General features: G+C 67.4%; 22 protein-coding genes and 1 pseudogene. 14 read left to right on the top strand and 9 right to left on the bottom strand.

What is annotated here, in order from left to right; genetic code table 11:
• Window positions 1–164 precede the first annotated feature (164 nt).
• The 6 genes from AUL34_RS14955 to AUL34_RS14930 all read right to left on the bottom strand — a co-directional run bounded on the left by AUL34_RS14955 (window position 165) and on the right by AUL34_RS14930 (window position 6247).
• Entirely contained in the window at window positions 165–1205 is a 1041-nt protein-coding gene (locus tag AUL34_RS14955) for an ABC transporter substrate-binding protein (RefSeq protein ID WP_061935188.1), read from the bottom strand.
• 46 nt (window positions 1206–1251) lie between these two features.
• Window positions 1252–2040 (bottom strand): ABC transporter permease, encoded by a 789-nt coding sequence (locus AUL34_RS14950; protein ID WP_061935186.1) that lies wholly within the window; start codon window positions 2038–2040, stop codon window positions 1252–1254.
• Window positions 2037–2897, bottom strand: a complete 861-nt coding sequence (locus tag AUL34_RS14945; protein WP_082653419.1) for an ABC transporter ATP-binding protein — start codon at window positions 2895–2897, stop codon at window positions 2037–2039. Before AUL34_RS14945 ends, AUL34_RS14950 begins: the two co-directional genes overlap by 4 nt.
• 167 nt (window positions 2898–3064) lie before the next feature.
• Window positions 3065–3994 (bottom strand): hydroxymethylglutaryl-CoA lyase, encoded by a 930-nt coding sequence (locus AUL34_RS14940; protein ID WP_061935185.1) that lies wholly within the window; start codon window positions 3992–3994, stop codon window positions 3065–3067.
• The gene (locus tag AUL34_RS14935; protein WP_061935183.1) at window positions 3991–5238 is read right to left on the bottom strand and encodes a CaiB/BaiF CoA-transferase family protein; all 1248 of its coding nucleotides are present in this window, start codon (window positions 5236–5238) and stop codon (window positions 3991–3993) included. The genes AUL34_RS14940 and AUL34_RS14935 overlap by 4 nt, the downstream gene beginning before the upstream one ends.
• Before the next feature lie 76 nt (window positions 5239–5314).
• Window positions 5315–6247 carry a LysR family transcriptional regulator gene (locus AUL34_RS14930; RefSeq protein WP_061935179.1) on the bottom strand — a complete coding sequence of 311 codons (933 nt, stop codon included), beginning with the start codon at window positions 6245–6247 and terminating at the stop codon, window positions 5315–5317.
• Window positions 6248–6417: 170 nt separating this feature from the next.
• On the opposite strand from AUL34_RS14930, the gene AUL34_RS23035 reads away from it, so the two are divergent.
• Window positions 6418–6540 carry a hypothetical protein gene (locus AUL34_RS23035; protein ID WP_274532657.1) on the top strand — a complete coding sequence of 41 codons (123 nt, stop codon included), beginning with the start codon at window positions 6418–6420 and terminating at the stop codon, window positions 6538–6540.
• 1454 nt (window positions 6541–7994) lie between these two features.
• Here AUL34_RS23035 and AUL34_RS14925 read toward each other — a convergent pair.
• Window positions 7995–8645 (bottom strand): GntR family transcriptional regulator, encoded by a 651-nt coding sequence (locus AUL34_RS14925; protein WP_370539047.1) that lies wholly within the window; start codon window positions 8643–8645, stop codon window positions 7995–7997.
• Between the two features lie 116 nt (window positions 8646–8761).
• Between AUL34_RS14925 and AUL34_RS14920 the strand changes: the two genes are divergently transcribed.
• The 8 genes from AUL34_RS14920 (at window position 8762) to AUL34_RS14885 (ending at window position 17558) form a co-directional block, all read left to right on the top strand.
• Entirely contained in the window at window positions 8762–9412 is a 651-nt protein-coding gene (locus AUL34_RS14920) for a GntR family transcriptional regulator (RefSeq protein ID WP_061935175.1), read from the top strand.
• Between the two features lie 103 nt (window positions 9413–9515).
• On the top strand, window positions 9516–10343 hold the full coding sequence (locus tag AUL34_RS14915) for an ABC transporter substrate-binding protein (RefSeq protein WP_061935173.1): 828 nt from the start codon (window positions 9516–9518) through the stop codon (window positions 10341–10343).
• Window positions 10344–10395: 52 nt separating this feature from the next.
• Window positions 10396–11088 carry an amino acid ABC transporter permease gene (locus AUL34_RS14910; RefSeq protein ID WP_061935171.1) on the top strand — a complete coding sequence of 231 codons (693 nt, stop codon included), beginning with the start codon at window positions 10396–10398 and terminating at the stop codon, window positions 11086–11088.
• Window positions 11089–11115: 27 nt separating this feature from the next.
• Window positions 11116–12012 (top strand): 4-hydroxy-tetrahydrodipicolinate synthase, encoded by an 897-nt coding sequence (gene dapA, locus AUL34_RS14905; RefSeq protein WP_061935170.1) that lies wholly within the window; start codon window positions 11116–11118, stop codon window positions 12010–12012.
• Between the two features lies 1 nt (window position 12013).
• A complete protein-coding gene (locus AUL34_RS23030) occupies window positions 12014–14923 on the top strand; it encodes an FAD-dependent oxidoreductase (protein WP_370539046.1) in 2910 nt (969 codons plus the stop codon).
• Window positions 14920–15648, top strand: coding sequence for an amino acid ABC transporter ATP-binding protein (locus AUL34_RS14895; protein WP_061935168.1), 729 nt, complete (start codon window positions 14920–14922; stop codon window positions 15646–15648). Before AUL34_RS23030 ends, AUL34_RS14895 begins: the two co-directional genes overlap by 4 nt.
• Window positions 15649–15740: 92 nt before the next feature.
• Complete coding sequence (locus AUL34_RS14890; RefSeq protein ID WP_061935166.1) at window positions 15741–16154, top strand: DUF3830 family protein; 414 nt, start codon at window positions 15741–15743, stop codon at window positions 16152–16154.
• Window positions 16155–16238: 84 nt separating this feature from the next.
• Window positions 16239–17558, top strand: coding sequence for a M20 family metallopeptidase (locus AUL34_RS14885; protein WP_061935164.1), 1320 nt, complete (start codon window positions 16239–16241; stop codon window positions 17556–17558).
• Window positions 17559–17742: 184 nt separating this feature from the next.
• Here AUL34_RS14885 and AUL34_RS21955 read toward each other — a convergent pair.
• Both AUL34_RS21955 and AUL34_RS14880 read right to left on the bottom strand, forming a co-directional pair.
• A pseudogene (locus tag AUL34_RS21955) lies at window positions 17743–17946 on the bottom strand (integrase core domain-containing protein); the annotation flags it as partial.
• A 17-nt stretch (window positions 17947–17963) separates the two neighbouring features.
• Complete coding sequence (locus AUL34_RS14880) at window positions 17964–19043, bottom strand: ABC transporter ATP-binding protein (RefSeq protein ID WP_061935162.1); 1080 nt, start codon at window positions 19041–19043, stop codon at window positions 17964–17966.
• Between the two features lie 74 nt (window positions 19044–19117).
• Between AUL34_RS14880 and AUL34_RS14875 the strand changes: the two genes are divergently transcribed.
• From AUL34_RS14875 to AUL34_RS14855, 5 genes are all read left to right on the top strand, one after another.
• Window positions 19118–19816 carry a GntR family transcriptional regulator gene (locus tag AUL34_RS14875; RefSeq protein ID WP_156420947.1) on the top strand — a complete coding sequence of 233 codons (699 nt, stop codon included), beginning with the start codon at window positions 19118–19120 and terminating at the stop codon, window positions 19814–19816.
• Window positions 19813–20778, top strand: a complete 966-nt coding sequence (locus AUL34_RS14870; RefSeq protein WP_061935158.1) for an alpha/beta hydrolase — start codon at window positions 19813–19815, stop codon at window positions 20776–20778. Before AUL34_RS14875 ends, AUL34_RS14870 begins: the two co-directional genes overlap by 4 nt.
• A gap of 27 nt (window positions 20779–20805) precedes the next feature.
• A complete protein-coding gene (locus AUL34_RS14865) occupies window positions 20806–22005 on the top strand; it encodes a sugar ABC transporter substrate-binding protein (RefSeq protein ID WP_061935155.1) in 1200 nt (399 codons plus the stop codon).
• A gap of 145 nt (window positions 22006–22150) precedes the next feature.
• Window positions 22151–23008: a carbohydrate ABC transporter permease gene (locus AUL34_RS14860; protein WP_370539050.1), complete on the top strand. Its 858-nt coding sequence runs from the start codon at window positions 22151–22153 to the stop codon at window positions 23006–23008.
• Window positions 23005–23838: a carbohydrate ABC transporter permease gene (locus AUL34_RS14855; RefSeq protein WP_061935151.1), complete on the top strand. Its 834-nt coding sequence runs from the start codon at window positions 23005–23007 to the stop codon at window positions 23836–23838. Before AUL34_RS14860 ends, AUL34_RS14855 begins: the two co-directional genes overlap by 4 nt.
• Window positions 23839–23852: the final 14 nt, after the last annotated feature.

Genomic DNA, 23852 nt, shown 5'->3' with positions numbered 1-23852 from the left:
AGCCGCCGCCCGAAAGCGGTCCAGCCGCTTCCGACACCTTTCATCCGCTCTCGTAGGGTTGGCCTTCACCCGGAAGCGGACATTCGCAGTCCGGAGGGGCGCGGCGGACCTTCGGGTCTGAGAAGGGCGAGCGCTCCCCGGCGGAACCGGGGAGCGCTCGTGCGTCAGCCCTTGGCCGCCGTTACGAAGCGCGGATCGAAGGTCTGCGCGAAGGTCAGGTCGGCGCTGCCGAACTCGTCCGGCTCCAGCGTCTTCAACATCGACAGCATCGACTGGAAGCCATCCTCGGTGATGACGCCGTCCGGCGAGTACATCGGACGCGCCTTCTCGAAAGCGGTCTTGTAGAACTCGCGGTCGCCGAAGAGGTAGTCCTCCGGCACGGAGTCCGCGACCTGATCGGGCGTCGCAGTCTGCAGCCAGGCGAGCGACTTGAGGAAGGCGTTGACGATCCGCTGCGTCGTCACCGGATTGGCTTCCACGAAGTCGTGGCGCAGGTAGACGGTGGCGGCCGGATTGGTGCCGCCGAAGAGTTCGCGCGTGCCCTCTTCGGTGCGGGTGTCGATGAGGGGCACGATGTCGCCGTCCACTTCGAGCCGCGAGGTCACGGGGTCGAGGTGGGAGAGGCCGGCGATCTCGCCGCGCTTAACGGCCGCCACCGCGCTGGTGCCGCCGCCGATGCCGACGAGCGACACGTCGTCGGGCTTCAGGCCGGCCTTCACCAGCGCGTATTGCAGCATCAGCGCCGTCGACGAGCCGGGCGCGGTGACGCCCATCGCGCGGCCCTTGAGATCGGCAATCGTCTTGATCTCGTCCTTCAGGGCCGAGCGCACCGCGATGGTGATGCCGGGGAAGCGCCCGAGATCGGCAACGGCGCGGATGTCTTGGCCGCGATGCTGCATGCGCAGCGTATGCTCGTAGGCCCCCGTTACGACGTCGACCGATCCGCCGACCAGCGCCTGGAGCGACTTCGCTCCGCCGCCGAAGTCGTTGATCGCGACGCTCAGGCCTTCCTGCTCGAAGAAGCCCTGCCGCTCGGCGATGGTCAGCGGCAGGTAGTAGAGGAGCGGCTTGCCGCCGACGCCCAGCGTCAGCGACGGCTTCTCGATTGCGGCCGCAGCATCCTGCGCGAAAGCGGGCAGCCGGGCGGACAGGGCGGCCAGTGCGGCAAGGCTGCCGCCGGCGATGAGGAAGTCTCTGCGTTTCATGGAATAGGGCCCCTCCCAAGGCCGGTTCGAGGATGTCGTCGAGGGTTCAGGCGGTCGCGACCTGCGCCTGCGGGCGCCAGACCAGAAGGCGATCCTCGACCAGTGTGACCACGGCGTCGATCACCAGCACGAAGGCCATGAGGACGAACATGCCGGCAAAGACGCCGGTGACGTCGAAGACCCCTTCCGCCTGCTGGATGAGATAGCCGAGCCCCGCCGAGGAACCGAGATACTCGCCGACCACCGCGCCGACGACCGCAAAGCCGACGGCCGTGTGCAACGACGAGAACATCCAGCTGAGGGCGGACGGCAAGTAGACGTGGCGCAAGAGCTGGCGCTCGGTCATGCCGAGCATGCGTGCGTTGGACAGCACCGTCTGGTTCACCTCCTTCACGCCCTGGTAGACGTTGAAGAAGACGATGAAGAAGACGAGCGTGACGCCGAGCGCCACCTTGGACCAGATGCCGAGCCCCAGCCACAAAGCGAAGATCGGCGCCAGCACCACGCGGGGCAGGGCGTTGGCCGCCTTGACGTAGGGGTCGAAAACCATCGCGAGCAGGGGTTTGCGGGCGAACCAGAAGCCGATCGCGACGCCGCCAAGCGAGCCGATCGCGAAGGCCAGCATGGACTCGGCCAGCGTGATGCCGAGGTGGTACCAGATCGAGCCGGAGACGAACCACTCGACGATCCGCTCGCCGACATCGATCGGGGTGGCGAAGAAGAACTTCGCGTTCGCCGGATTGCCGAACAGGCTCGTCGCCGTGAACAGGTGCCAGATCACCAGCACGACCACCGCGACGGAAACCTGGAGAAGGATGAGAACCGGCCTCGTCATGCGGGCAGCCCGTTGGTCTGGCGATAGCCCTTCACGACCTCTTCCTTGAGGGCGTTCCAGATCTCGCGATGGATGTCATGGAAGAGCGGGTCGAGGCGCACGTCGGCGATCTCGCGCGGGCGCGCGATCGGAATGACGTAGTCGCCGATGATGCGCGCGCGCGGACCGGCCGACATGATCACCACCCGGTCGGACAGCGCGATCGCCTCTTCGAGGTCGTGGGTGACGAACATCACCGCCTTGCGCTGCGCCGACCACAGGTCGAGTAGGAGGCCGCCCATGATGACGCGCGTCTGCGCATCCAGCGGACCGAAGGGCTCGTCCATCAGAAGGATGCGCGGGTTTCTGATCAGGACTTGCGCCAGGCCGACGCGCTTGCGCTGACCGCCCGAAAGCATGTGCGGATAGCGGTCGCCGAAGGCCGAGAGGCCGACGCGCGCCAGCCATTCGCGAGCCCGCTCCTCGGCCCCGCGTCTGGGCGTGCCGGCGATGGTCAACGGGATCGACACGTTGTCGAGCACCGTCTTCCACGGCATCAGCGAATCCTGCTGGAAGAGGTATCCGGCTTTGTCGTTGAGGCCGGACAGCTCTTCGCCGAAGATGCGCACGCTGCCCGCCGAGGGTTTGAGAAGGCCGGCCGCCGCGTTGAGAAGCGTGGACTTGCCGCAGCCCGTCGGGCCCACCACGGCGACGAACTCGCCCTCGCGCACCACGAGGTCGGTTGGGGCCACAGCCTCGAAGCGGCCGCCATTGGCGAGGCGGAAGGCGATCTCGACTCCCGACAGGCCGATCGCCTGCGCGGCTGCGGACGAGACCTGCGTCTGCGCGGCCGGTGCCGGCTGCACCGCCGTCAGCATGATGGTTTGCCTCGGCGCGGAGACGGCATCCGCCCCCGTCCAGCGCCAGGCGCTTCGTTCGTTGTCATCGGCGTCCTCCCCGACGTCGTTGGTCTTCAAGACTAGATGATGCCCGGCGCCACCTAACATGCGTTAGGCCGCAACGGGTGTTTCCCATTCGCGAACGCTCAAGCCCCACAGAGTTCCGGCCGCGAACGAAGGGCGTCTCGGACGCGCCCACCGGCCTGCGCGCCCGGCAGGCGCGCGGCGTCTTCCGCGACCGTTCTCAGCGCCTCGATGTCGATCCCGGTGGAGATGCCCATCCGCTCGAACATCCAGGCGACGTCCTCGCTCGCCGTGTTGCCGGTCGCGCCCGGTGCGAAGGGGCAGCCACCGAGACCGCCCGCCGCCGCGTCGAACACCCGCACGCCCTCCTCATAGGCGGCAAAGACGTTGGCAAGACCGAGCCCGTAGGTGTCGTGCCCGTGCATCGCCCAATGTCGCATGTCCGGAAACCGCGCCATCGCCTCGCCGAACATGCGGCGCACCTGATCGGGCACGGCCCGGCCGGTCGTGTCGCACAGGCAGATCTCGGCGTCGGGACGCGCGGGGATAAGGCGTTCCAACAGGCCCATTACATCCGTCGCTTCGATGCGGCCTTCGAACGGGCAGTCGAACGTGGTGGCGAGGCTGAGGCGAAGGGGGGTCCCCGTCGGCACGGCTAAAGCGAAGCGCTCGTAGTCGGCGGCCGATTCGGCAGGCGTGCGGCGTACGTTGTTGCGGTTGTGCGCCTCCGACACCGATAGGACGTAGGCCACCATCGGCGCACCGGCCGCCAGCGCGTCGCCCCCCCGCCGTTCCGTCGGAACCAGGAGCTGCGGCAGGAGGGTGGCCTCGCCGCGCACCCCATCCAGCACCGCCGGCGTGTCGGCCATCTGCGGCACCGCCGACGCGCTGACGAAGGAGCCGATCTCGATCCGCCGCAGGCCCGCCGCATGGAGGCGGCGCACGAAGTCGATCTTGGTGGCGGTCTCGATGAAGGGCCCGATCGGCTGGAAGCCGTCGCGCGGGGCGACCTCGACGATCTCGACGTCGGTACGGCGATCCAGGGGGCTCATCGCACGACACCTTCCTCGCGCAGCGACTGGATCTCGGCCTCCGCGAAGCCCGCTTCGCCTAGGATCTCGTCGGTGTGGGCGCCGATCTCGGGGCCGGTCCAGCGGATCATGCCCGGCGCTTCCGGCACGTGCGGCACGATACCGGCGTGGAGCACGCGGCCGATCTGCGGGTCGTCGAGCTCCTGCACCATTCCGCGCGCGCGATACTGCGGGTCGGCAGCGATGTCGGCGGCGTTGAAGCAGAGGGTGGAGGGGATGTCGGCTTCCGTCAGAATGCGGTCGGCCTCCGCCGCGTCGAAGCCGCGCGACCAGTCTGCGATGATCGCGTCGAGCCTGGCGACGTTGCGCAAGCGTCCGGGATTGGCGGAGAAGGCCGGGTCGTCGGCAAGTTCTGGTCGCCCGATCACGCGCGCAAGGCGGCGGAACAGCGGGTCGGAGTTCGCTGCGATCAGGAGCCACTTCCCGTCATGCGTCGGATAGGCATTGGTCGGCGCGGCCGTCTTGATGCGCGAGCCCTGCGGCTCTCTGATGGTGCCGAAGACGCCGTATTCGGGCAACGTGCCCTCCATCATCGACAGCATCGCCTCGGTCAGCGCGACGTCGAGCGTAAACGGTCCTGGTCTGCCGTCGGGGCGATCGCGCTGCCACAGCGCCGCCATCACGCCAAACGCGGCGTACAGCCCGGCGATCGAATCGCCGATCGAGATGCCGACGCGCGAGGGCGGCAGGTCGGTGTCCTCCGGCGGATGATTGGTGAGGTAGCGCAAGCCCCCCATCGCCTCACCGATCACGCCGAATGAAGCGCGGTCGCGATAGGGCCCGTCCTGCCCGAAGCCCGAGATGCGCGAGATTACGAGACCGGGGCGCGCCTCGCGCAGCGCGACTTCCGACAGTCCCAGCTTGTCGAGCTGGCCCGGCCGGAAGTTCTCGACCAGGGCATCGGCACCGCTCGCCAGCCGCAGAACCACGCCGCGCGCGCCAGGATGCTTGAGGTCGAGCGCGATGCAGCGCTTGTTGCGCGCGTGCATCGACCACCAGGGCGACTGGCCGTTGGCCTGCTCGCCCCATTGCCGCACCGGGTCGCCGCCGGGCGGCTCAATCTTCACGACGTCGGCGCCGAGATCGGCGAGGAGGCGCGTGGCGAACGGGGCCGCCACGAAGTGTCCGAGCTCGAGGATACGCAGGCCCGCGAGCGGGCCTCCAGCCAGCCTAGTTGCTGTCGCCGATTCATTCCAGGTGTCCATGCCCGCCTCCCGCCGTGCATTCGTCGTCGGAGGCGATAGAAGGGCGGGGCGGGCCCAGGGGTCCAGTCGTCTCCGGTCAACCCTCGTTCGCCGGCGGCGAACCTTCGGGGCGAAGGAGATGCTCGCGCAGGAGGCGCGTCGCCTGCGGTAGGGCGGCAGGGTCGCGCGACACCAGCTTCAGCTCGCGATGCGCCCATCGATCCATCAGGGGGATCGCGACAAGATCCATGCCGCGCGCGACGACCGCAAAGGCACGGTCCGGGATCAGGCCGACGCCGAGCCCGCTTTCCACCATGCGCAGCACCGCGTCGAAGCCCGGCACGTGGATGCGCAGCTTCACGTCGCGCGCAGCGTGCGCGGCCTCCACTGCCGACCGGCGATAGATCGCGCTGTCCTGATGAAGGCCGATATGCTCGTAGTCCAGCGTATCGAGGAAGCCGACGCGCTCGCGCCCGGCCAGCGGATGGTCGCGCCGCACGGCGAGCACCAGCCGGTCGCGGCGGTAGGGGGCAGCCGTGAGATCGCGGCTGTCGACGCTGGAAACGCAGAGCCCGATGTCGCCGACGCCCTCCTCGATCCCCTTCACCACAGCGTAGCTCGTCCGCTCCTCCAGTTCGATGCGCACGCGCCCGTTGGCCCGGTAGAAGTCCGACAGATCGTCGGGCAGGAATTCGACGATCGAGGAAATGTTGGCGAGGATCCGTACGTGCCCGAGCAGCCCCTGGGCATGATCGGCCAGCTCCGCGCCCATTTTGTCGACCGAGCGCAGGATCGAACGCGCATGATGGAGCAGCGTGTCGCCGGAGGCCGTCGGGGTCATCCCGCGGGCATGGCGCAGGAACAGTTCGGTGCCGAGCGTCGCCTCGAGTTCAGCAAGGCGTTTGGACAGAGCAGACGGCGCGATCCCGGCGCGCTCCGCCGCCCGCGTCAGGTGTTCCTCCTCGCACACGGTCACGAAGAGCTGGAGGGTGACGAGGTCGACGCGCCGGACGAGCGAGGAGGGAATCATGGCTGGGTCGGAATGGCCGTCTGCATTCTTCCCTTGTGTGCGGCACGAGCCGACAGGGCAAGAGCGGGCGCGAAGTTTCGTCTGCGCACGCAACCCATGCTCCTAAGCGCGTGAAAACGCGCGAGATCGACGTACCGAGCCCACGGTCTGCGAGCGCGCGGAACCGCCACATGACCGGCAGCTATTCTATCGGGCTGGTTATCGTCTTGGCGCTTCTGGCCTGCGGTGCCGCCAGCTTGCTGCTCGTCGCCCGCATGAAGGCGCCGGTTTCTAACGTCCAGAGCCGCGCGTGACGAGCCGTTCGCCGAGAACAAGAGCCATGAACTCGCAGCGCTCCCTGAAGCCCGGGGGAGCGCTTATCTGCCTTCCGTCGTCGGGCCGCCGCGCGCAAGCTTCCCGACCTTCCAATCGGATTTCGCTTTGTAGCGCACGACTTATGTTCCTCCGACTTTAGCGCTCATCTCCGAACGAGGTCGAGTTTTTATTGCTGTTGTATGCGTGGCAATGCGCGTCTGCTCTGCTTTGCGCAATCGGCCAGGGCTGGCTTTCACCGCCTTGAATGGGGATGGCAACTTTTTGCTATTTCTCAGTTAGAATTCACTGCAAATAAGATAACTATTTATCGACCACCTCTGATTCGAGATTATTTATTTAAATACCATCGTTCAATCAACCCCATTCGATCAACCGTTGCTGCAATTACCGTCGACAACGATCAGCATCCATGTGCCTGCCTCGATGTCGTGTTAGAGCTTGGCATGCTGCCATTCGCATGCCTCCCCCTTGAATAGAGACCAGCGCACAGGAGGAGGCAGATCGGTTCCGCGTATCGGCTTTTGCTCAGATTGAGCGTCTCGACAAACCTGTCCCCATCTTGAACGTCGACCTTCTCTACTTTCTTTCCTGACGTACGCTTTGGCCCGGTATACCGAACGTCGCTTTGCTCGAATTCAGCTACCGTACCGCCGCGCGAATCCTGCAGAATGCCAAGGGCTTCCAAGCGGACCGCTCGCTCTATCGCCCCCTCCGTCGTCCCCGGAGCATGTTCGCGCATAGCGAAAATTGAGGCACTCCGATAAAAGCGAAACGTCGAAGCTTTGAGTTCAGATCGGCGTCCAATCAGCCAGTTCACGTAGGCAACGCAACTCGCGGTGTGCGTGTCAGTCTCCACTTCGCACTGTCTCTAGAGACGTCAATAGCGCTCGCGGTATTGTGCCTCGCTTTTCTCATCGCGGGATGGATCTGGATCCAACGAAGCCGCCATGACCTGGCTCGCGCGACGGTCGGCTGTCACAGCATCACCTCGATTTGCCAGTGCCCAGTTTCATTCTGTCGGGTGTGCCGGAAATTCCACCGCTCCGGTACAGAACTGCGAACCCTTACGACCGATGATGGACATCTGACGCCATGGCTGCAACGGCGGCATGTGCGGGTATGGCGGAGGTCGTCATCGCCTCCGGTCGATCGCTGATTTCCTATCCCATCAATGAGTTCGCCACATTGGTCGCTCTCTGCCCGACGCTTTAGATCGTGTGGAAAGGGGCTGAAGGACATCTCCCAGCTTTTACGACTTTGTTGTCTCGGAACATCCATCACGGGGAACACGAGGTCGCCAGTGAGCGGCTGGCGAACTCTGCTCCGGCTGCGGCGAAACAGCGAGCGTCCCTGCCTTCCATTCCGCGGCACGGGGCACGACGATCAAGTCTAGCGGCACAGGGCAGACATGATCGGAGGCCCCGGCATCCCGCTATTTCAGCTGGAGGGCCGCCATGGCGAACGCGATGAGGCTGCGGATGTGGGCGGCGACGCTGTCCCGCGTGGCCTGCGCGTCCGAAGCCTGTATCGCGTCGATGATCTTGAGGTGCTCCGAGGAATCGGGAATCAGCCGTTCCTTGAGTTGATCGATCTCGAAGAGCCGTGTCGCGGCCCGAAGGTCGCGCAGCACGCGGGCCATGACCGCGTTGCCGCAATGATCGATGATCATCCCGTGGAGATGATCGTCCGAGAACCAGTGCTGATCGGTGTGGTAGGTCTTGGCGTCGAGCAGTTCCATGATCTCCAGACGCACGGCAAGGAGCGTCCGGCGGGGAATGTTGTCGAGCGCCAGGACCGCCGCCTCCGGTTCGATCAGGAGCCGCAGCCTCAGGCTTTGGAGATATTCGCCGAGGTCGACGCGGCGCACGACGTAGTTGCGCCCCTCGCCCTTGTGGACGAGCCCCTCGCCCTCCAGACGCTGAAGGGCCTCGCGCATGGGAGTTCGCGACACGCCGAGCGTCGTCGCGAGCTTAGCCTCCACGATGACGTCGCCGCCGCGCAGGCGGCGGCTGCGGATCATTTCGGACACCGAGCGGTAGACGAGATTGGCAAGGTTCGGGCTGCGATCGGCGGCGGAGGCCAAGGCGATTTCATCCTTTGAACTCATGGCTCCCTCGCTTCCGGCCGCTTTCGCCTATCGCCTATACACGACTGGTATGCCACTGCTCCGCCGTGCGAAAGCAAACAGTCGAGCTCCAGATGGCGAAGCACCCGGCCCCGGCGGAACCCAGCAATCTCTCCGAGAAGGCCTACCGCCATATCCTGTCGGCAATCCTCGACGCCCGCCTCGCGGCGGGAACGCCCATCCAGGAACGGCGTATCGCCGAGGAGATCGGCGTTTCGCGGTCCCCCTTGCGCGACGCCCTGGGCCGCTTGGCCGGCGAAGGTTTGCTGGTGCGCAGCAACACCGGCGTCCTTGCGGTTCGCGCGCTGAGCCTTCAGGACTACCTGCAGACCCTCGAAATGCGCGCGCTCGTCGAGCCGGCTGCGGCATCTCTCGCCGCCACGTCCGTGAGGGCCGACGATGTCGCCCGCCTCGAGGTCGACATGGCGCGGTTGGAAGCGACGGACGATCTCCAGGAATCCGATCTCCTGTCGTTCGACGACGATCTCCACGCACTGATCGCGACCCACTGCGGCAATCCCTTCATGACGCGCTACCTTCAGGACATGCGTCGCTACACCACGCTCTACGAACGCCAGACCAAATGGCGGGCGACGCTGCATGTCGACAATGGTGAGCACCGCGAGATCCTCTCCGCGTTGACCTCGCGCGCTCCCGAACAGGCCGCGGACGCCATGCAGCGTCATCTTTCCGGCATCCGCCGACGCGTGCTCGAACGCTTCTGACGATCTCGAAAAATCCACCTTGCACACCACGAGCGTTCATCGCATAATACTGGTATACCACTAGCATGCGCATTTCCTCCCGATCTTGCCAAGAGGTTTCACCATGCCCACCCGGTTTTCCCTGATCCTCGGCCTCGGCGCCCTCCTCCTCGCCACGACCGCGCAGGCGCAGGACTGCAAGCCCGCCGTTGCCGACGCCGAGCTGATCCAGCCGGGCAAGCTCGTGATGTCGACGAACCCGACGCTGCCGCCGCTCCAGTTCGTCGACGCGTCGGGCGAGTTGAAGGGCATGCGCGTCGAGCTCGGCAAGGAGATCGCCAAGCGCCTGTGCCTCGAGCCCGAATACATCCGCATCGAGTTCTCGGCGATGGTGCCGGGCCTTCAGTCGGGCCGCTGGGACCTCATCAACACCGGCATCTTCTACACGCCCGAGCGGGCGGCGATGATGCAGATGATCCCCTACGAGAACCAGGCGATCAGCATCTCCACGGCCAACAATTCCGGCGTCGAGGTCAAGTCGCTCGACGATCTGGCGGGGCGCTCCATCGGCGTCGAGATCGGCGGCTTCGAGGAGAAGCAGGCCAAGGCGATCGACGCGCAGCTGCGCGAGAAAGGCCTCGAGGGCGCCACGGTGCGGACCTTCGACAACTTCGCCCTCGCCTACCAGGCGCTGCGGGCCGGCCAGGTGGATGCGATGGTCTCGATCGACGGCGTGGCGGAGGAGTATGCCAAGCGCGGCCAGTTCCATCGCGCGCTGCACGGGATCGGCCCGACGCCGGTGGCGCTCGCCATGAAGAGCCGCCCCCTGGCGGACGCGGTGGCCAAGGTGCTGGCGGACATGAAGGCCGACGGCTCCTTCGACAAGCTCTTCGCCGAATACGGCGTCGAGCCGGTGTCCGGCGAGCTCGCCGTGAAGGGCCCGGCGGGCTGAGCCCCGAGCCTCCCATCCCGCCACGGCGACGATCCGGCGAAGGACGACACGCATGCTGAACTGGAACTGGTCGGGCTTCTTCGGCTACCTCGTGAACCCGTTCATCCTCCAGGGCGTCTTCACGACCCTCTGGCTGACGGTCGTCGCCATTCTTGCCGGTCTCGTGCTGGGCTTCGGCCTCGCCCTGATGCGGCGCTCGTCGTCGCGGATCCTGGCCGTGGCGGCGGGCGGCTACATCTGGCTGTTCCGCGGAACGCCGCTGCTCGTCCAGCTCATCGTCATCTATACGGCGCTGCCCGAGCTCGGCCTCCGCTTCAACGTGTGGCAGGCGGCCCTGATCGGATTGTCGCTGAACGAGGCGGCCTATCTCGCGGAGATCATCCGCGCCGGCATCGAGGCGGTGCCGAAGGGCCAGGTCCGGGCCGCGCGCGCGCTCGGCATGCGCGAGCCGCAGATCATGCGCTCGATCGTGCTTCCGCAGGCGCTCAAGATCATCGTGCCGCCGCTCGGCAATTCGGTGAACGGCCTTCTGAAGACGACGTCGGTCACCTCGGTGATCTCGATGGAGGAACTCCTGCGCCGCACGCAGGTGCTCATCCAGGAGCGCTTCGAGGTGCTCGAACTCTTCACCGTCGCGGCGATCTACTACCTCCTCCTGACCACCCTCTGGGACGTCGTCCAGCGCCGGATCGAGCGGCGCTTCGGACGCTCCGACCAGCCGCTTGCCGCCGGCGAGCAGCGCTGACACCCCGCCTTCAACGGACCCAACGCCATGCAGAAGCCTTTCCGCGGTGTCTACACCGTCATGATCACGCCGTTCGACAAGGCCGGTCGCCTCGACGTCGAAACGCTCGAGACCTTTACCGACTGGCAGATCCGGGAGGGCATCCACGGCCTGATCCCGCTCGGCTCCACCGGCGAGTTCCTGTCCCTGTCCGAGGAGGAGCGCATCCAGGTCGCCAAGACGGTGATCGATACGGCGGCGGGCCGGGTGCCCGTCCTCATCGGCACGGGCGCCGAGGACACGCGCGAGGCCGTTCGCCTCACCCGCCAGGCCGAGGAGCTCGGCGCCGACGGCGTGATGATCATTCCGCCCTTCTACTCGACGCCGACCGACGACGAACTGGTCCACCACTACCGCACGATCGCCGCCGCCACCCGGCTGCCGATCATGGTCTACAACAATCCGGCGACCGCCAACGTGGACCTGAAGCCCGATCTCGTCGCGCGGATCGCCGAGATCGAGGGCTGCGACTACATCAAGGAGTCGACCCTGGAGGTGACGCGCGTGCGCGACATCATTCGCAAGGCCGGTCGCAACATGACGGTCTTCGGCGGCATTCTCGGCTTCGAGTCCTTCGTGGAAGGGGCAGAGGGCTGGGTCGCGGTCGCGTCCAACGTCGCCCCCCGGCAGATGGCCCGCATCTTCGAATTGGTGAAGGACGAGAACCGCGTCCCCGAGGCGCACGCGCTCTATCTCGAATGGCTGCCGCTGATCGAGGCGGTCGGAGGCCATCTCTATGTCGGCGGCACGAAGGCGCTGCTCGGCCACATGGGGTTTGCCGTCGGCCAGCCGCGCCCTCCCCGCCTGCCCCTGCCTGCCGCCGACGACGCACGCATGAAAGCGCTGGTCGACCGCTTCGGCCTCGCCCGGGCGCTCGCCGCCTGACATGCCCATGGCGCCTGCCCCCAGCCCCCGCGCCGGCGCGACGGCGACCATCGTGTTCGATGGCCGCGCATTGCCGGCCGTGCCGGGCGAGAGTCTGGCGGCGACGCTGATCGCGGCGGGCCTGAAGGCGCAGTCCACCGGCAAGGACGGGCGCCCGCGCGGCCATTACTGCGGGATGGGCGTCTGCCATGAATGCCTCGTGGTCGTCGACGGGCGCGCGGGTCAGCGCGCCTGCCTGAGCAGGTCGGAAGACGGTCAGGACATCAGAAGCCATCCCGCGCGGATCGACCTTCTGGATCCCGAACTCGTCGATCTCGCCGAGCTGCCGCTCGACATGGCCGAGACAAGCGTCGACGTCCTCGTGGTGGGCGCCGGGCCGGCCGGACTCGCCGCCGCGGAAGCGGCAGCCCGGCTGGGCGCAAGCGTGACGGTGCTCGACGAGCGCCCCGGCCCCGGCGGACAGTTCTACAAGCAGCGGCAGGGGATGGCGGCGCGCGACGGCCAGATGCGCGACGGCGCGACCCTCATCGAGCGGGTGCGCGACCTCGGCGTCGCCATTCGTGGCGAGACGCTGGTCTGGGGAGCCGAGCGGGATAAGGAAGGCCGTCTCGTTCTCGGCACCCTGTGCCGGGGACGGGCCGGCCGCTGGAGCCCGCGCGTGCTCGTGGTCGCGACCGGCGCCTTCGAGACGCCGCTCGCCGTTCCGGGCTGGACCCTTCCGGGCGTGATGACCACCGGCGGCGCCCAGACGCTCGTCCGCTCCTACGGCGTTCCGGCCGGGCGGCGTGTCCTTGTTGCGGGCAACGGCCCGTTGAACCTGCAGGTGGCGCTCGAGCTCTCCGCGGCCGGGTCGACGGTGGCCGCGGTTCTCGACCGGGCGCCGGCTCCCCATGCAAGGCCGCGCGAGGCAGGCCGCCTTGTCATGAGCCATCCCGCGCTCGCCGTGGCCGGCATGCGGCAGATGGCCCGGCTGCGCACCTCCGGCATCCCGCTTTCCTGGTCCTCCGGGCTTCTGCGCATCGAAGGGGACGGCCGGGTCGAAGCCGCCGTCTTCGCGACGCCCGCAGGCGAGCGACGCGTCGAGGTCGACGCCGTGGTCGTCGGCAACGGCTTTGCCTCCGCCAGCGAACTGTCGCGCCTTCTCGGCTGCGCCCATCGCGACGCGGGTGGCCGGTTGGAAGTGGAGCGCGACGAGACCGGCCGGACATCCCAGTCGGACGTCTTCGTGATCGGCGAGGCGGGGCGCTTCGCCGGAGCCCATGTGGCGCTTGCGCAAGGTCGTCTCGCGGGGCGCGCCGTCGCCCGCAAGCTCGGCTTCGATGCGGCGATCGAGGCGGACGAAGAGCGGGCTGACCGCCGCCGCCTTGCCCGGCACGAGACTTTTCAGGCCGCGCTCTGGACGCTCTTCGACGCATCCGATGCGGCGCCCCCCTCCCCCGACACTCTCGCATGCCGATGCGAGGCGGTGAGCTTTGCTGCCCTGTCGCGGGCGCTGGAAGACGGGCCTCACGGCGACACCGCGAGCCTGAAGCGACTGACGCGCGCGGGCATGGGCAGGTGCCAGGGCCGGTATTGCGGCCCGGTGCTCGCGCGTGCGGCCGCGCGCGACCCCAAGGCCCGCGCCGTTGTGCCTAAGCTTGCAGCACAGATGCCGCTCCGGCCGATCCCGCTCGCCGCGCTTGCGCTCGAGAAGCCGGAATGGGGCGGTCATCGCCGCGCTCTCCTGCCCGATCGGCCGGCTGCCGACGCCGAGCCGCTGCCGACACTCTCGGTCGGCACGCTCGTGATCGGCGCGGGGATCGCTGGCCTATCCACCGCGCTGTTTCTGGCCCGCGCGGGCGAGGACGTCGCCGTGGTCGAGCGCGGCGTTCCCAACTCCGGGGCGTCCGGCGGCAATGCCGGGAGTCTTCATGCCCAGCTCCTGTCCTTCGACTACGGCGCACGCGCGGAAGCCGGTGGTGGCCCCGCCGCGCGCACCCTTGGCCTGCAACGCGACGCGATCGACCTGTGGCGGGCGCTGGAGCGCGAACTGGAAGCCGACTTCGAGATCAAGCTGACCGGCGGCCTGATGGTCGCCGAAACCGAGGAGCATCTTCGCTTCTTGGAAGCGAAGACCGCCGTGGAACGCGCCGAGGGCATCGACTGCCACCTGATCGACGCGGCGGAACTCCGCCGCCGGGAGCCGGCGCTCTCCGAGCGTTTCCTGGGCGCCGCCTTCTGTCCGCAGGAAGGCAAGATCAATCCGCTCGTCGCGACCGAAGGCATCCTGCTGGCCGCGCTGGCGGCGGGGGCCCGCCTCTACGCGCAGGCCGAGATCCGCGCGATCCGGCGCGACGGCGATGCCTATGCCGTCGAAACCTCGCGGGGCACCATCCGGGCGCGCCGCATCGTGAACGCGGCGGGCGCGTTCGCCTCGCGCATCGGCGCCATGCTCGGGCTCGACGTGCCGGTCTTCGGCGCGCCGCTCCAGATGGTGGTGACCGAAGCCGTCGCCCCGCTCGTGTCCTGCCTCGTCGCCCATGCCGGCCGGCACCTGACGCTGAAGCAGGCGGCCAACGGCAACATCATCATCGGCGGCGGATGGACGGCCGGGCTCGATCCCGTGAACCAGCATCCGCGTCCGCTCTTCGACAGCCTGGAAGGCAATCTCTGGGTGGCGCAGCATGTCGTGCCAGCGCTTCGCAAGGCCCACGTCATCCGAAGCTGGGCGGCGATGAACATCAACATCGACGGCGCGCCGATCCTCGGCGAGCACCCCGACGCTCCCGGCTTCTTCAACGCCGTGACCTCCAACGGCTACACGCTCGGGCCGCTCGTCGGCCGCATCACCGCCGATCTCGTGGCCGGAAGGCCCGCGACGCACGACATCGGTCCCTTCTCCGTCACGCGCTTCGCGAAAGGCCGCCCATGATCGAGATCGAAGGCGTCAACAAGTTCTACGGGAAGTTCCAGGTCCTGAAGAACTGCTCCACCCATGTCGGCAAGGGGGAAGTGGTCGTCGTCTGCGGCCCGTCGGGTTCGGGCAAATCCACCCTGATCAAGTGCGTCAACGGGCTCGAAGGCTTCGACGAAGGCTCGATCCGGGTCGAGGGCGTCGAGGTCGGCGATCCCAAGACCGACCTGCCGAGCTTGCGCACGCGCATCGGCATGGTGTTCCAGAACTTCGAGCTGTTCCCGCATCTGTCGATCATCGAGAACCTCACCATCGCCCAGGAAATGGTGCTGCAGCGCAAGCCGGACGCCGCCAGGGCCAAAGGGATGGCGCTCCTCGACCGGGTGGGTCTCGTCGATCACGCGGCCAAGTATCCCGGCCAGTTGTCGGGCGGTCAGCAGCAGCGCGTCGCGATCGCCCGTGCGCTCGCGATGGACCCGATGGCGATGCTGTTCGACGAGCCGACCTCCGCGCTCGATCCCGAGATGATCGCCGAGGTGCTCGACGTCATGGTGAGCCTCGCGCGCGAGGGCATGACCATGATGTGCGTCACGCACGAGATGGGCTTTGCCCGAAACGTCGCGACGCGGGTCGTCTTCATCGACCAAGGCGAGATCGTCGAGGACCGGCCGACCGAGGCGTTCTTCTCCGAGGTCACCAACCCGAGGACGCAGACCTTCCTCGGCAAGATCCTGCGCCACTGAGGGCCGCAGAGGCGCCGGGCGCTACAGGCCCCGAAGCGTTTTTCCGCGTTCCGCCCGAACGAAGCTTGCCCCCCATCCATCAGGAGACCTTGATGAGCGAACTCATCGTCGAGATCGACGGCCACTCGTTTCCCGCGCGCTTCGAAAGCGAGGCCGCGCCCAGGACCGTCGCCGCCTTTCGCAATCTGTTGCCCTACTCCGAACGGGTGATCCATGTTCGCTGGTCGGGCGAAGCCTGCTGGATCCCGCTCGGCGACAGGGATTTCGGCCTCGGCTACGAGAACGCGACCAGCCATCCCCATCCCGGCCAGATGATCCTCTATCCCGGCGGCGTCTCGGAAACCGAGATCCTCCTCGCCTACGGCCCGGTCGCCTTCGCCTCCAAGGCCGGACCGCTGGCAGGCAACCACTTCCTGACGATCACCGACAAGCTGGACACGCTGGCCGAACTCGGCCGCGGCACCTTGTGGACGGGCGCGAAGCCGATCCGCTTCCGGCTGGACTGAGCGGCGAAGGGGGTAGCGGCGGTCCGGACATTCGGACGGACGGCCGTCGAACAAGATCCATCGTCCCATTGGGAGCCGCATTCCATGACGACCTCTCTAGCCGCCCCCCCCGGCCATGGCGACCTTTCCCCGGAAGAGCTCGACCTTCTGATGCGGCTCGTCGTGGCGGCGAAGGACGAGACGACCTTTGCAGGCCTCGTCGCGGAGGCGATGGAAGCCGTGGGTTGCGAGGTCGAGCCTCTCGCCTACGATCCGCGGGCCGTCCCCTTGATCGAAGAGTTCGCCTCCGGCGTCGATGTCGTCTCCAGCGAGCAGACATGCCTGATCGGCCGGATCGTGCCCTCGACCTCGACGGCCGATGCCCGGAGTCTCCTTCTCTTCGCGCATCCCGACGTGGAACCCTGCCCGGTGGATCACGGCTGGCCCGGGGATCCGCACACGCCGCGGATCGAGAACGGCCGCCTGATCGGATGGGGCGTCGCCGACGACATCGCCGGGATCATGATCATGGTGGCGTCGCTCGCGCGGTTGCGGGCCCGCGGCTGGACCCCGCCCGCACCGGTCACCCTCGTATCGGCGCCCTCGAAGCGGCATCGCCGGGGAATCGCCGCAGCGCTTGCCAGCGGCCTCACCGCGGATGCCGCGATCTATCTCCACCCGGCGGAGTCGGGCGCCGGTCTCGACGAGATCAAGGCCTTTGCTCCGGGACAGATCGAGTTCGCGGTCCGGATCGAGGGAGTTCCCCCGCAGACCGACGAGCCTTCGCACGCAGCCTTCGCCCATCTCGCCCGTCATCCGCTGGATGCGATGCGGGCCGTCCTCGACGCGCTGGCGGCCCTCGACCGCATGCGAGGGGAAAGCGTCCGGCACCCGCTCCTGCAAGAGGCGGTCGGCCGCTCCACCAACCTCCTCGTGACGCGGATCGAGGCCGGGGAAACAGGCGCTTCGGCGCGCGTCCCCGCCTCCTGCCGGATCCAGGCGGTGATGTCGCTGGTGCCGGACGAGACCCTGGCGGACGCAAAGGCCCTCGTGGACAACGCCGTATCGGGCGCCTTGCGCGAGTTGGAATGGCCTTCGGCGGGAAAGCCCGTGTTGGAATGGCTCTCCGGGGTGTCGGCCGCCGAAACGGACGTCGAGGGGCCGCTTTACCGCCTGGTCCGCGCGACGCTGCAGGATGCCGGAGCGAACCCGAGGGTGAACCCGCTCCATACGTCGAGCGACATCCGCAACCCTCTCGTCCAGCGCTCCATGCCGACCGTCGGTTACGGTCCGGCATGCGGCGATCTGACGATGGCGAAGGGGATCGGCGAATGGGTCGACCTTCGAGATCTCTCGCGTACCATCGATGTGACGGCCACGATTATTCATTCATGGTGCAAGGCTCCAGCGCCGGCAGCGCGGTGATCACGCTCGGCGAAGCGTCGCTGGACCAGCGTTCAGAAGCTTCGGTGGAGCGCCATTCGGGATCAAACGCTGACACGCGTACGGTGTCGAAACGTGTGCGTTCCCACGCACCTCGGCGTCCAGCCACACTTCATCTGGCCATGCCGTCGGCAGCGGTTGGCCTGCCCCCACCAGGTAGCCCGGTTCAAAACGAATGCATGGTGGGCTCGGCGGCGATGTTTGAGGTGGCCGGCGAAGCGGGTTGGGGTGGCCCAGCCGGCCACGGCATAGCGGCAGGTGCTGGCGGACGGTAGCCCAGGCTCGAGTGTGGACGCCTGGTGTTGTAGTGGCAGCGCCAGCTCTCGATCATGATCCGGGCCTCGGCAAGACCATAGAAGGTCTCCCCGTCGGAGCGGGTCGCGGCGATCAGTTCAAGCGGATGCCGCTCGTCGGATCGAACATGTGGACGTGCTCTGGCCGGCCGGCGACGCACACGCGCTGGCCGACCGCGACCTCGCTCGCCCGCGGGAATTCCACCGTGATCATGCGGTCTCGACCGATGTCGAGATAGCCGAAAGTCTGGCTTCCCAGCCGCTCGACGACGGAGAGTTCGCCCGTGAACCAGGCATCGTCCGGCGCGCAGACTTCGAGGTCTTCCGGCCGGATGCCGAGCGTCACACGCTTGAGGTCCGTCGGCGCACCCTCCAGCGGCAGCGCCACCTCCCCTGCGGGAAGCCGGAGGCGGACGCTCGCCTCCGCCCGGCCGGCCACCTCGCATTCCAGCGTGTTCATCGTCGGACTGCCGATGAACTTGGCGACGAAGAGCGTCTTCGGGCGCCGGTAAAGTTCGAGCGGCGGGCCGACCTGCTCCATGTTGCCGCCGTTCATGACCACGATCCGGTCGGCCAGCGTCATCGCCTCGACCTGATCATGGGTGACATAGACGGTGGTGGCCTTGATGCGGCGATGGAGCCTGGCGATCTCGAGGCGCATCTCGACGCGAAGCGCCGCGTCGAGGTTGGACAGCGGCTCGTCGAACAGGAAGGCCTGCGGATCGCGCACGATCGCGCGCCCCATCGCCACGCGCTGGCGCTGGCCGCCGGACAACTGAGCCGGCAGGCGGGCGAGGAAGGGGTCGAGTTTGAGGATGCCGGATGCGTCCTTGACCTTGCGCGCGATTTCGGCGGAATCCGCATCGCGCATCTTGAGGCCGAAGGACATGTTGTCCTCGACGCTCATGTGCGGATAGAGCGCGTAGTCTTGGAACACCATCGCGATGTTGCGCTCGGCCGGCGGCAGATGGCCGATGCTGCGCCCGCCCATGACGAGATCGCCGCCCGAGATCTCCTCCAGGCCGGCGATCATGCGCAGAAGCGTCGACTTCCCGCAGCCGGACGGTCCCACAAGCACGACGAACTCTCCGCTCTCGATCTCGAGATCGATCCGCCGGATGACGGTCACGGTGCCGTAGTTCTTGCGGATGGCCTTCAACGAGATGGCTGACATGGGTCCTCCCAGACCGCTTGATCTTTCCCGCATTATCAATAATGATATCGATAATGGCAAGTCGGGAGTGTGTCGTGAACGAGCCTCAGGCAGGAGACGAGCGTCGGCGAACCTCGACCCGCCGCGCGCCGTCGGGCAAGTCGGCCGCCGCCTTCGTCTCCTTGAAGCGCGAGATCATGCTGGGGGAACTTCAGGCCGGGCAGCCGCTGGTGGAGCTCGAACTCGCCACCCGCTTCGGCTGCAGCCAAGGGACGGTCCGCGAAGCGCTGCTCCAGCTGCAGGACGAGGGACTCGTCCTGCGCAACGGCTATCGCGGCACGCAGGTCTCTGCCTGCACCACGGAAGAGGCCGTCGAGCTGTTCCGGATCCGCCAGTCCATCGAGTGCCGCGGCATCGTCCACGTCCTCCGGCATCCAAGCCGGACGCTGGCGAGTGACCTCCAGGCGCTCCTCGCCGACATGACCGTCGCTGCCCGGAAGGGGGACGAGCTGGAACTCGCCTCCATCGACCGCGAGTTCCACGGCCGCATCTTCGCCGACGCCGGACTGCCCGCCCTCGACCCGATCCTGCGCCGCTGCCTCATCCACAACCACCGCTTCAAGATCTCGCGCTCCATCGGAACGCGCGATCTCCTGCAGACGGCGCAGCGCCACGAGCCGATCATCGCAGCCATCGAGGCTCGCGATCTGAAGGCCGCCTCCGCCGCACTGTTCCACCACATCGCGACGATCGTCGACTTCGGCCCGAACGTCTTCCCGGATCAGGTGCAATGAGCGCGCCCGACTTCGCAACGGAGCTTGCCCCCGAGATGGCGGCCCTCGCCGCCCGGGTCCTCGCCGAGGACGGGCCGCAGCCCGACCCGACGCTGATGGCCCCGGCGGACGGGCGGCGCGCTGCCGAAATCGGCAACCGGCGCTGGAACGTCGCACTGCCGGCGATGGAGCGCACCGGGACCGCTGAGGTTCGGGCCGACGACGGCCTCGGATCGGCCAAGGTGCGGCTTCTGGTGCTCGTCCCGCCGGACGCGCGCGACGGCGCGATCCTCTTCGTCCATGGCGGCGGCTTCGCCTTCTGCAGCCCGGAAACGCACGAGCGCTGCGCGCGCATGCTCGCCGCCGAGACGGGGCTGCCGGTGATCCTGCCGGACTATCGCCTCGCGCCCGAGCATCCCTTTCCCGCAGGCGTTCTCGACGTCGTCGCCTCCTGGCGCGCGGCCTTCGAGGCGACGGCCCACCTCGGCGTGCGCCGGGGGCCGCTGATCCTGGCTGGCGACAGCGCGGGCGCGGGTCTCTGCGTCTCCGCCCTGCTTCACGAGGCAGGTCGGACGGAAGCCGACGCCGCCCTCCTCTTCTACGGCGTCTACGACGCCGATTTCGATACCCCGTCCTACAGGGCCTTCACGGACGGACCCGGCCTGACACGGGCCAAGATGCAACGCTACTGGGACTTCTACGTCGCGGACGCGGCGGCGCGGGCAACGCCCCTCGTCGCCCCGCTTCTCGCCTCCGACGCCGCGCTGGCCGCCCTGCCGCCCTTGCACCTGATGGCGGCGGGCATCGACCCCCTCCTCAGCGACACCTTGAACCTCGAGGCGCGGCTCGCCGCGCTCGGCCGGCCGGAGCGCACCCATGTGGTGCCGGGCGTCGTCCACGGGTTCCTGCAGATGACGAACGACCTGCCCCAGGCGCGGGAGGCGCTGGGGCAAGCCGCCGACTTCGTCAAAGGCCGCATCTAGACAACAACAAGACCGGGAGGAAACACCATGACCCGCCTCAAGACGCTCGCCGCCTCGCTCGCCCTCGTCACTGCGCTCGGCGCCTCGGCCGCCAACGCCGAGACCGTCCGCTTCTGGTACCATTTCGACAATCCAGAAAATCCGATGTCGGCTCTCGTCCAGAAGTTCGAGGCGGCCAATCCCGGGATCGAGATCGAGGCCGAGAACGTTCCCTGGAACAGCTACTACGACAATCTCTACACCGCGCTCGTCGGCGGCAACGCGCCGGACGCGGCGATGGTCAAGCTCTTCGCGCAGCCGCGCCTTCTCGAAATGGGCGCGCTGGAGCCTTTGAAGGAGCGCATCGACGCCTGGCCGGGCAAGGCCGAGCTTCTCGACAACCTCCTGACGCTGAACGCCGCGCCGGACGGGGGCAACTACTACCTGCCGATCCAGTACGTGGTCCTCTACCTCTACTATCGCACCGACCTCTTCGAGGCCGCCGGCCTCCAGCCGCCGAAGACCTGCGAGGAGTTCCGCACCGCCGCCAAGACGCTCACCAAGGCGCCCGACACCTACGGCTTCGGCTTCCGGGGTGGCAAGGGCGGCTGGGACCAGTGGGGCACGTTCGTCTTCTCGCGCGGCGCGGAATTGAAGCCCGGCGGCCTCGACAACCCTGAAGCCATCGCGGCCAACGAATGGCTCGTCGACATGTTCGCCAAGGACAAGTCGATCCCACCCTCCTCGCCGAACGACGGGTTCCAGGAGATCATCGGGGCTTTCAAGTCCGGCAAGACGGCGATGACGATCCACCATATCGGCTCGTCCAAGGACCTCGTGGCCGCGCTCGGAGACAAGGTTTCGGCGGTGCCGGTACCGGCCTGCCACGGCAAGGCGTGGACCTCCTACGGCGACGAGTCGCTGGCGATCTTCTCGGCTTCCCAGGCCAAGGACGCGGCCTGGAAGTGGATCTCCTTCCTCGCCGAGCCCGAGAACAACGTCGAGTTCGTGAAGGCGACCAACCAGCTGCCCGTGACCAGGAGCGGCTCGGCGAACTGGACCGGCCACGAGAAGCGCTTCGTCGACGCGACGCTGCAGTCCCTGCCCTTCGCGGCCGTGCTGCCGCAGTCCTCGGCGACGGCCGACTTCGTCAACACCGAGTGGCAGGCCAACATGCAGCAGGCGATGACCGGCCAGATCACCCCGGCCGAGATGATGAAGAAGCTGCAGGCGCTCTTCGCACAGTAGACCTCCGCCCGTTCGACGGGCGCCGGCTCATCACCGGCGCCCCCTCCTCTCGGCGAACCCGAAGGCACGGCTCTCCATGTCCACCGTCGAAGACCTCGCAGCGCTGGAAGGCGCGCCCCGGCGGCGCGTCTCCCGCGCCCGGCTCATGCCCTATGCGCTCCTCGCGCCCGCCGTCCTCGTGGTCGCGGTCGTCGTCTTCCTGCCGATGGCGGAGGCGGTGGTCACGAGCTTCTACGAGTTGATCCTGTTCCGGCCGAACGCCAGCCGGTTCGTCGGGCTCGCCAACTACGTCAAGCTCTTCGCCGATCCCGTCTTCTGGGAGGCGCTCAGCCACACCGCTCTCTGGATCGGGCTCACGGTTCCACTGCAGATGGGGCTCGGGCTCCTCGCCGCGATCCTCCTCAACCGCGAGTTCGCCTGGCGGGGCCTCGCGCGTGCGCTCGTGATCATCCCCTGGGCACTGCCGAGCGTCGTGATCGCGCTGATGTGGCGCTGGATCTACGACCCCAATATCGGCGTCCTCAACGACCTCCTCCTCTACCTCTCCGTCATCGCGACGGCCGTGCCCTGGCTCGCCGACCCCGACGTCGCGATCTACGCAATCATCGCGACCCTCACCTGGCAGGGCTTCCCCTTCTTCGCGGTGATGATCCTTGCCGCCCTCCAGGGCATTCCGAAGAGCCAGTACGAGGCGGCCTCGATCGACGGGGCGAGCGCCTGGCGCCAGTTCCGCCACATCACGCTCCCCGGCATCGCGCCGGTGCTCGCCACCGCAGGTCTCCTGCGCGTCATCTGGGTCGCCAATTCCATGGACGTGATCTTCGTCATGACCGGGGGCGGCCCTGGCTATGCCACAACGACGCTGCCGCTCTACGCCTTCGTCAAGGCGCGGCAGAACCTCGACTTCGGCTACGGCTCGGCCATCGCCGTCACCTTCACCCTGATCCTGGGCAGCTTCGTCGCGATCTACATCGCGCGCACCATGCGGGAGGTCGAACGATGAACAAGTCCAGCTTTCTCAAGCGCCTCCTGACGACGCATATCCCCGTAGCGCTGATCGTGCTGCTGGCGATCGGTCCCTTCGCCTGGATGATCCTGACCTCGCTCACCCCGTCGGCCGCCATTGTCGCCCAAGGCGTCTCGCTTGGGGTCTCTGGCTGGAGCGCGGACAACTACACGCGCCTACTGCGCCAGACCTCGTTCCTCGACAACATGGGCCACAGCTTCATCGTTGCCGTGGGGACAGTCATCCTCGGCCTCCTTGTCTCGGTCACGGCGGCCTACGCCTTCTCCCGCTTCCGTTTCGCCGGGCGGCGCGCGTTCATGCTGCAGTTCCTGCTCGTCAACATGTTCCCCGTCGTGCTCCTGATCCTGCCGCTCTTCGTCATGATGCGCCGGTTCGGCATCCTCGACACCCATATCGGCCTCATCATCGCCAACGCCACGACCGCCATCCCCTTCGCGGTGTGGATGCTGACGAGCTATGTCGGCGCGATCCCCAAGAGCCTCGACGAGGCCGCGATGATCGACGGCTGCTCGCGGCTGACGGCGATGCGCCGTGTCGTCCTGCCCCTCGCCCTGCCCGGCATCATCTCGACCGGCATCTACATCTTCATCACCGCCTGGAACGAATACCTCTACGCCCTGACGCTCGGTGGGCGGAACGTGCGCACGGTCACCGTCGCCATCCAGACCCTCATCGGCGAGTTCCAGATCGAATGGGGGCTGCTCGCGGCCGGCGGCGTCGTCGGCGCCCTGCCCGTCACCATCCTCTTCCTCCTCGTCCAGCGCCGGCTCGTCGGCGGCCTCACGCAAGGGGCGGTGAAGGGCTGACCCGGCCCCACCGT

It is taken from the genome of Aureimonas sp. AU22 (assembly GCF_001463745.1).
Lineage (GTDB): Bacteria > Pseudomonadota > Alphaproteobacteria > Rhizobiales > Rhizobiaceae > Aureimonas.
The sequence above is the reverse complement of the archived record's forward strand: the minus strand, read 5'-3'. Positions and strand labels throughout refer to the sequence as shown.

Excerpts from the sequence above, each read along its gene's own strand:
- AUL34_RS14955 (WP_061935188.1), bottom strand. The coding sequence starts at position 1,205 with ATGAAACGCAGAGACTTCCTCATCGCCGGCGGCAGCCTTGCCGCACTG.
- AUL34_RS14950 (WP_061935186.1), bottom strand. The coding sequence starts at position 2,040 with ATGACGAGGCCGGTTCTCATCCTTCTCCAGGTTTCCGTCGCGGTGGTC.
- AUL34_RS14945 (WP_082653419.1), bottom strand. The coding sequence starts at position 2,897 with ATGCTGACGGCGGTGCAGCCGGCACCGGCCGCGCAGACGCAGGTCTCG.
- AUL34_RS14940 (WP_061935185.1), bottom strand. The coding sequence starts at position 3,994 with ATGAGCCCCCTGGATCGCCGTACCGACGTCGAGATCGTCGAGGTCGCC.
- AUL34_RS14935 (WP_061935183.1), bottom strand. The coding sequence starts at position 5,238 with ATGGACACCTGGAATGAATCGGCGACAGCAACTAGGCTGGCTGGAGGC.
- AUL34_RS14930 (WP_061935179.1), bottom strand. The coding sequence starts at position 6,247 with ATGATTCCCTCCTCGCTCGTCCGGCGCGTCGACCTCGTCACCCTCCAG.
- AUL34_RS23035 (WP_274532657.1), top strand. The coding sequence starts at position 6,418 with ATGACCGGCAGCTATTCTATCGGGCTGGTTATCGTCTTGGCGCTTCTG.
- AUL34_RS14920 (WP_061935175.1), top strand. The coding sequence starts at position 8,762 with ATGGCGAAGCACCCGGCCCCGGCGGAACCCAGCAATCTCTCCGAGAAG.
- AUL34_RS14915 (WP_061935173.1), top strand. The coding sequence starts at position 9,516 with ATGCCCACCCGGTTTTCCCTGATCCTCGGCCTCGGCGCCCTCCTCCTC.
- AUL34_RS14910 (WP_061935171.1), top strand. The coding sequence starts at position 10,396 with ATGCTGAACTGGAACTGGTCGGGCTTCTTCGGCTACCTCGTGAACCCG.
- dapA (WP_061935170.1), top strand. The coding sequence starts at position 11,116 with ATGCAGAAGCCTTTCCGCGGTGTCTACACCGTCATGATCACGCCGTTC.
- AUL34_RS23030 (WP_370539046.1), top strand. The coding sequence starts at position 12,014 with ATGCCCATGGCGCCTGCCCCCAGCCCCCGCGCCGGCGCGACGGCGACC.
- AUL34_RS14895 (WP_061935168.1), top strand. The coding sequence starts at position 14,920 with ATGATCGAGATCGAAGGCGTCAACAAGTTCTACGGGAAGTTCCAGGTC.
- AUL34_RS14890 (WP_061935166.1), top strand. The coding sequence starts at position 15,741 with ATGAGCGAACTCATCGTCGAGATCGACGGCCACTCGTTTCCCGCGCGC.
- AUL34_RS14885 (WP_061935164.1), top strand. The coding sequence starts at position 16,239 with ATGACGACCTCTCTAGCCGCCCCCCCCGGCCATGGCGACCTTTCCCCG.
- AUL34_RS14880 (WP_061935162.1), bottom strand. The coding sequence starts at position 19,043 with ATGTCAGCCATCTCGTTGAAGGCCATCCGCAAGAACTACGGCACCGTG.
- AUL34_RS14870 (WP_061935158.1), top strand. The coding sequence starts at position 19,813 with ATGAGCGCGCCCGACTTCGCAACGGAGCTTGCCCCCGAGATGGCGGCC.
- AUL34_RS14865 (WP_061935155.1), top strand. The coding sequence starts at position 20,806 with ATGACCCGCCTCAAGACGCTCGCCGCCTCGCTCGCCCTCGTCACTGCG.
- AUL34_RS14860 (WP_370539050.1), top strand. The coding sequence starts at position 22,151 with ATGCCCTATGCGCTCCTCGCGCCCGCCGTCCTCGTGGTCGCGGTCGTC.
- AUL34_RS14855 (WP_061935151.1), top strand. The coding sequence starts at position 23,005 with ATGAACAAGTCCAGCTTTCTCAAGCGCCTCCTGACGACGCATATCCCC.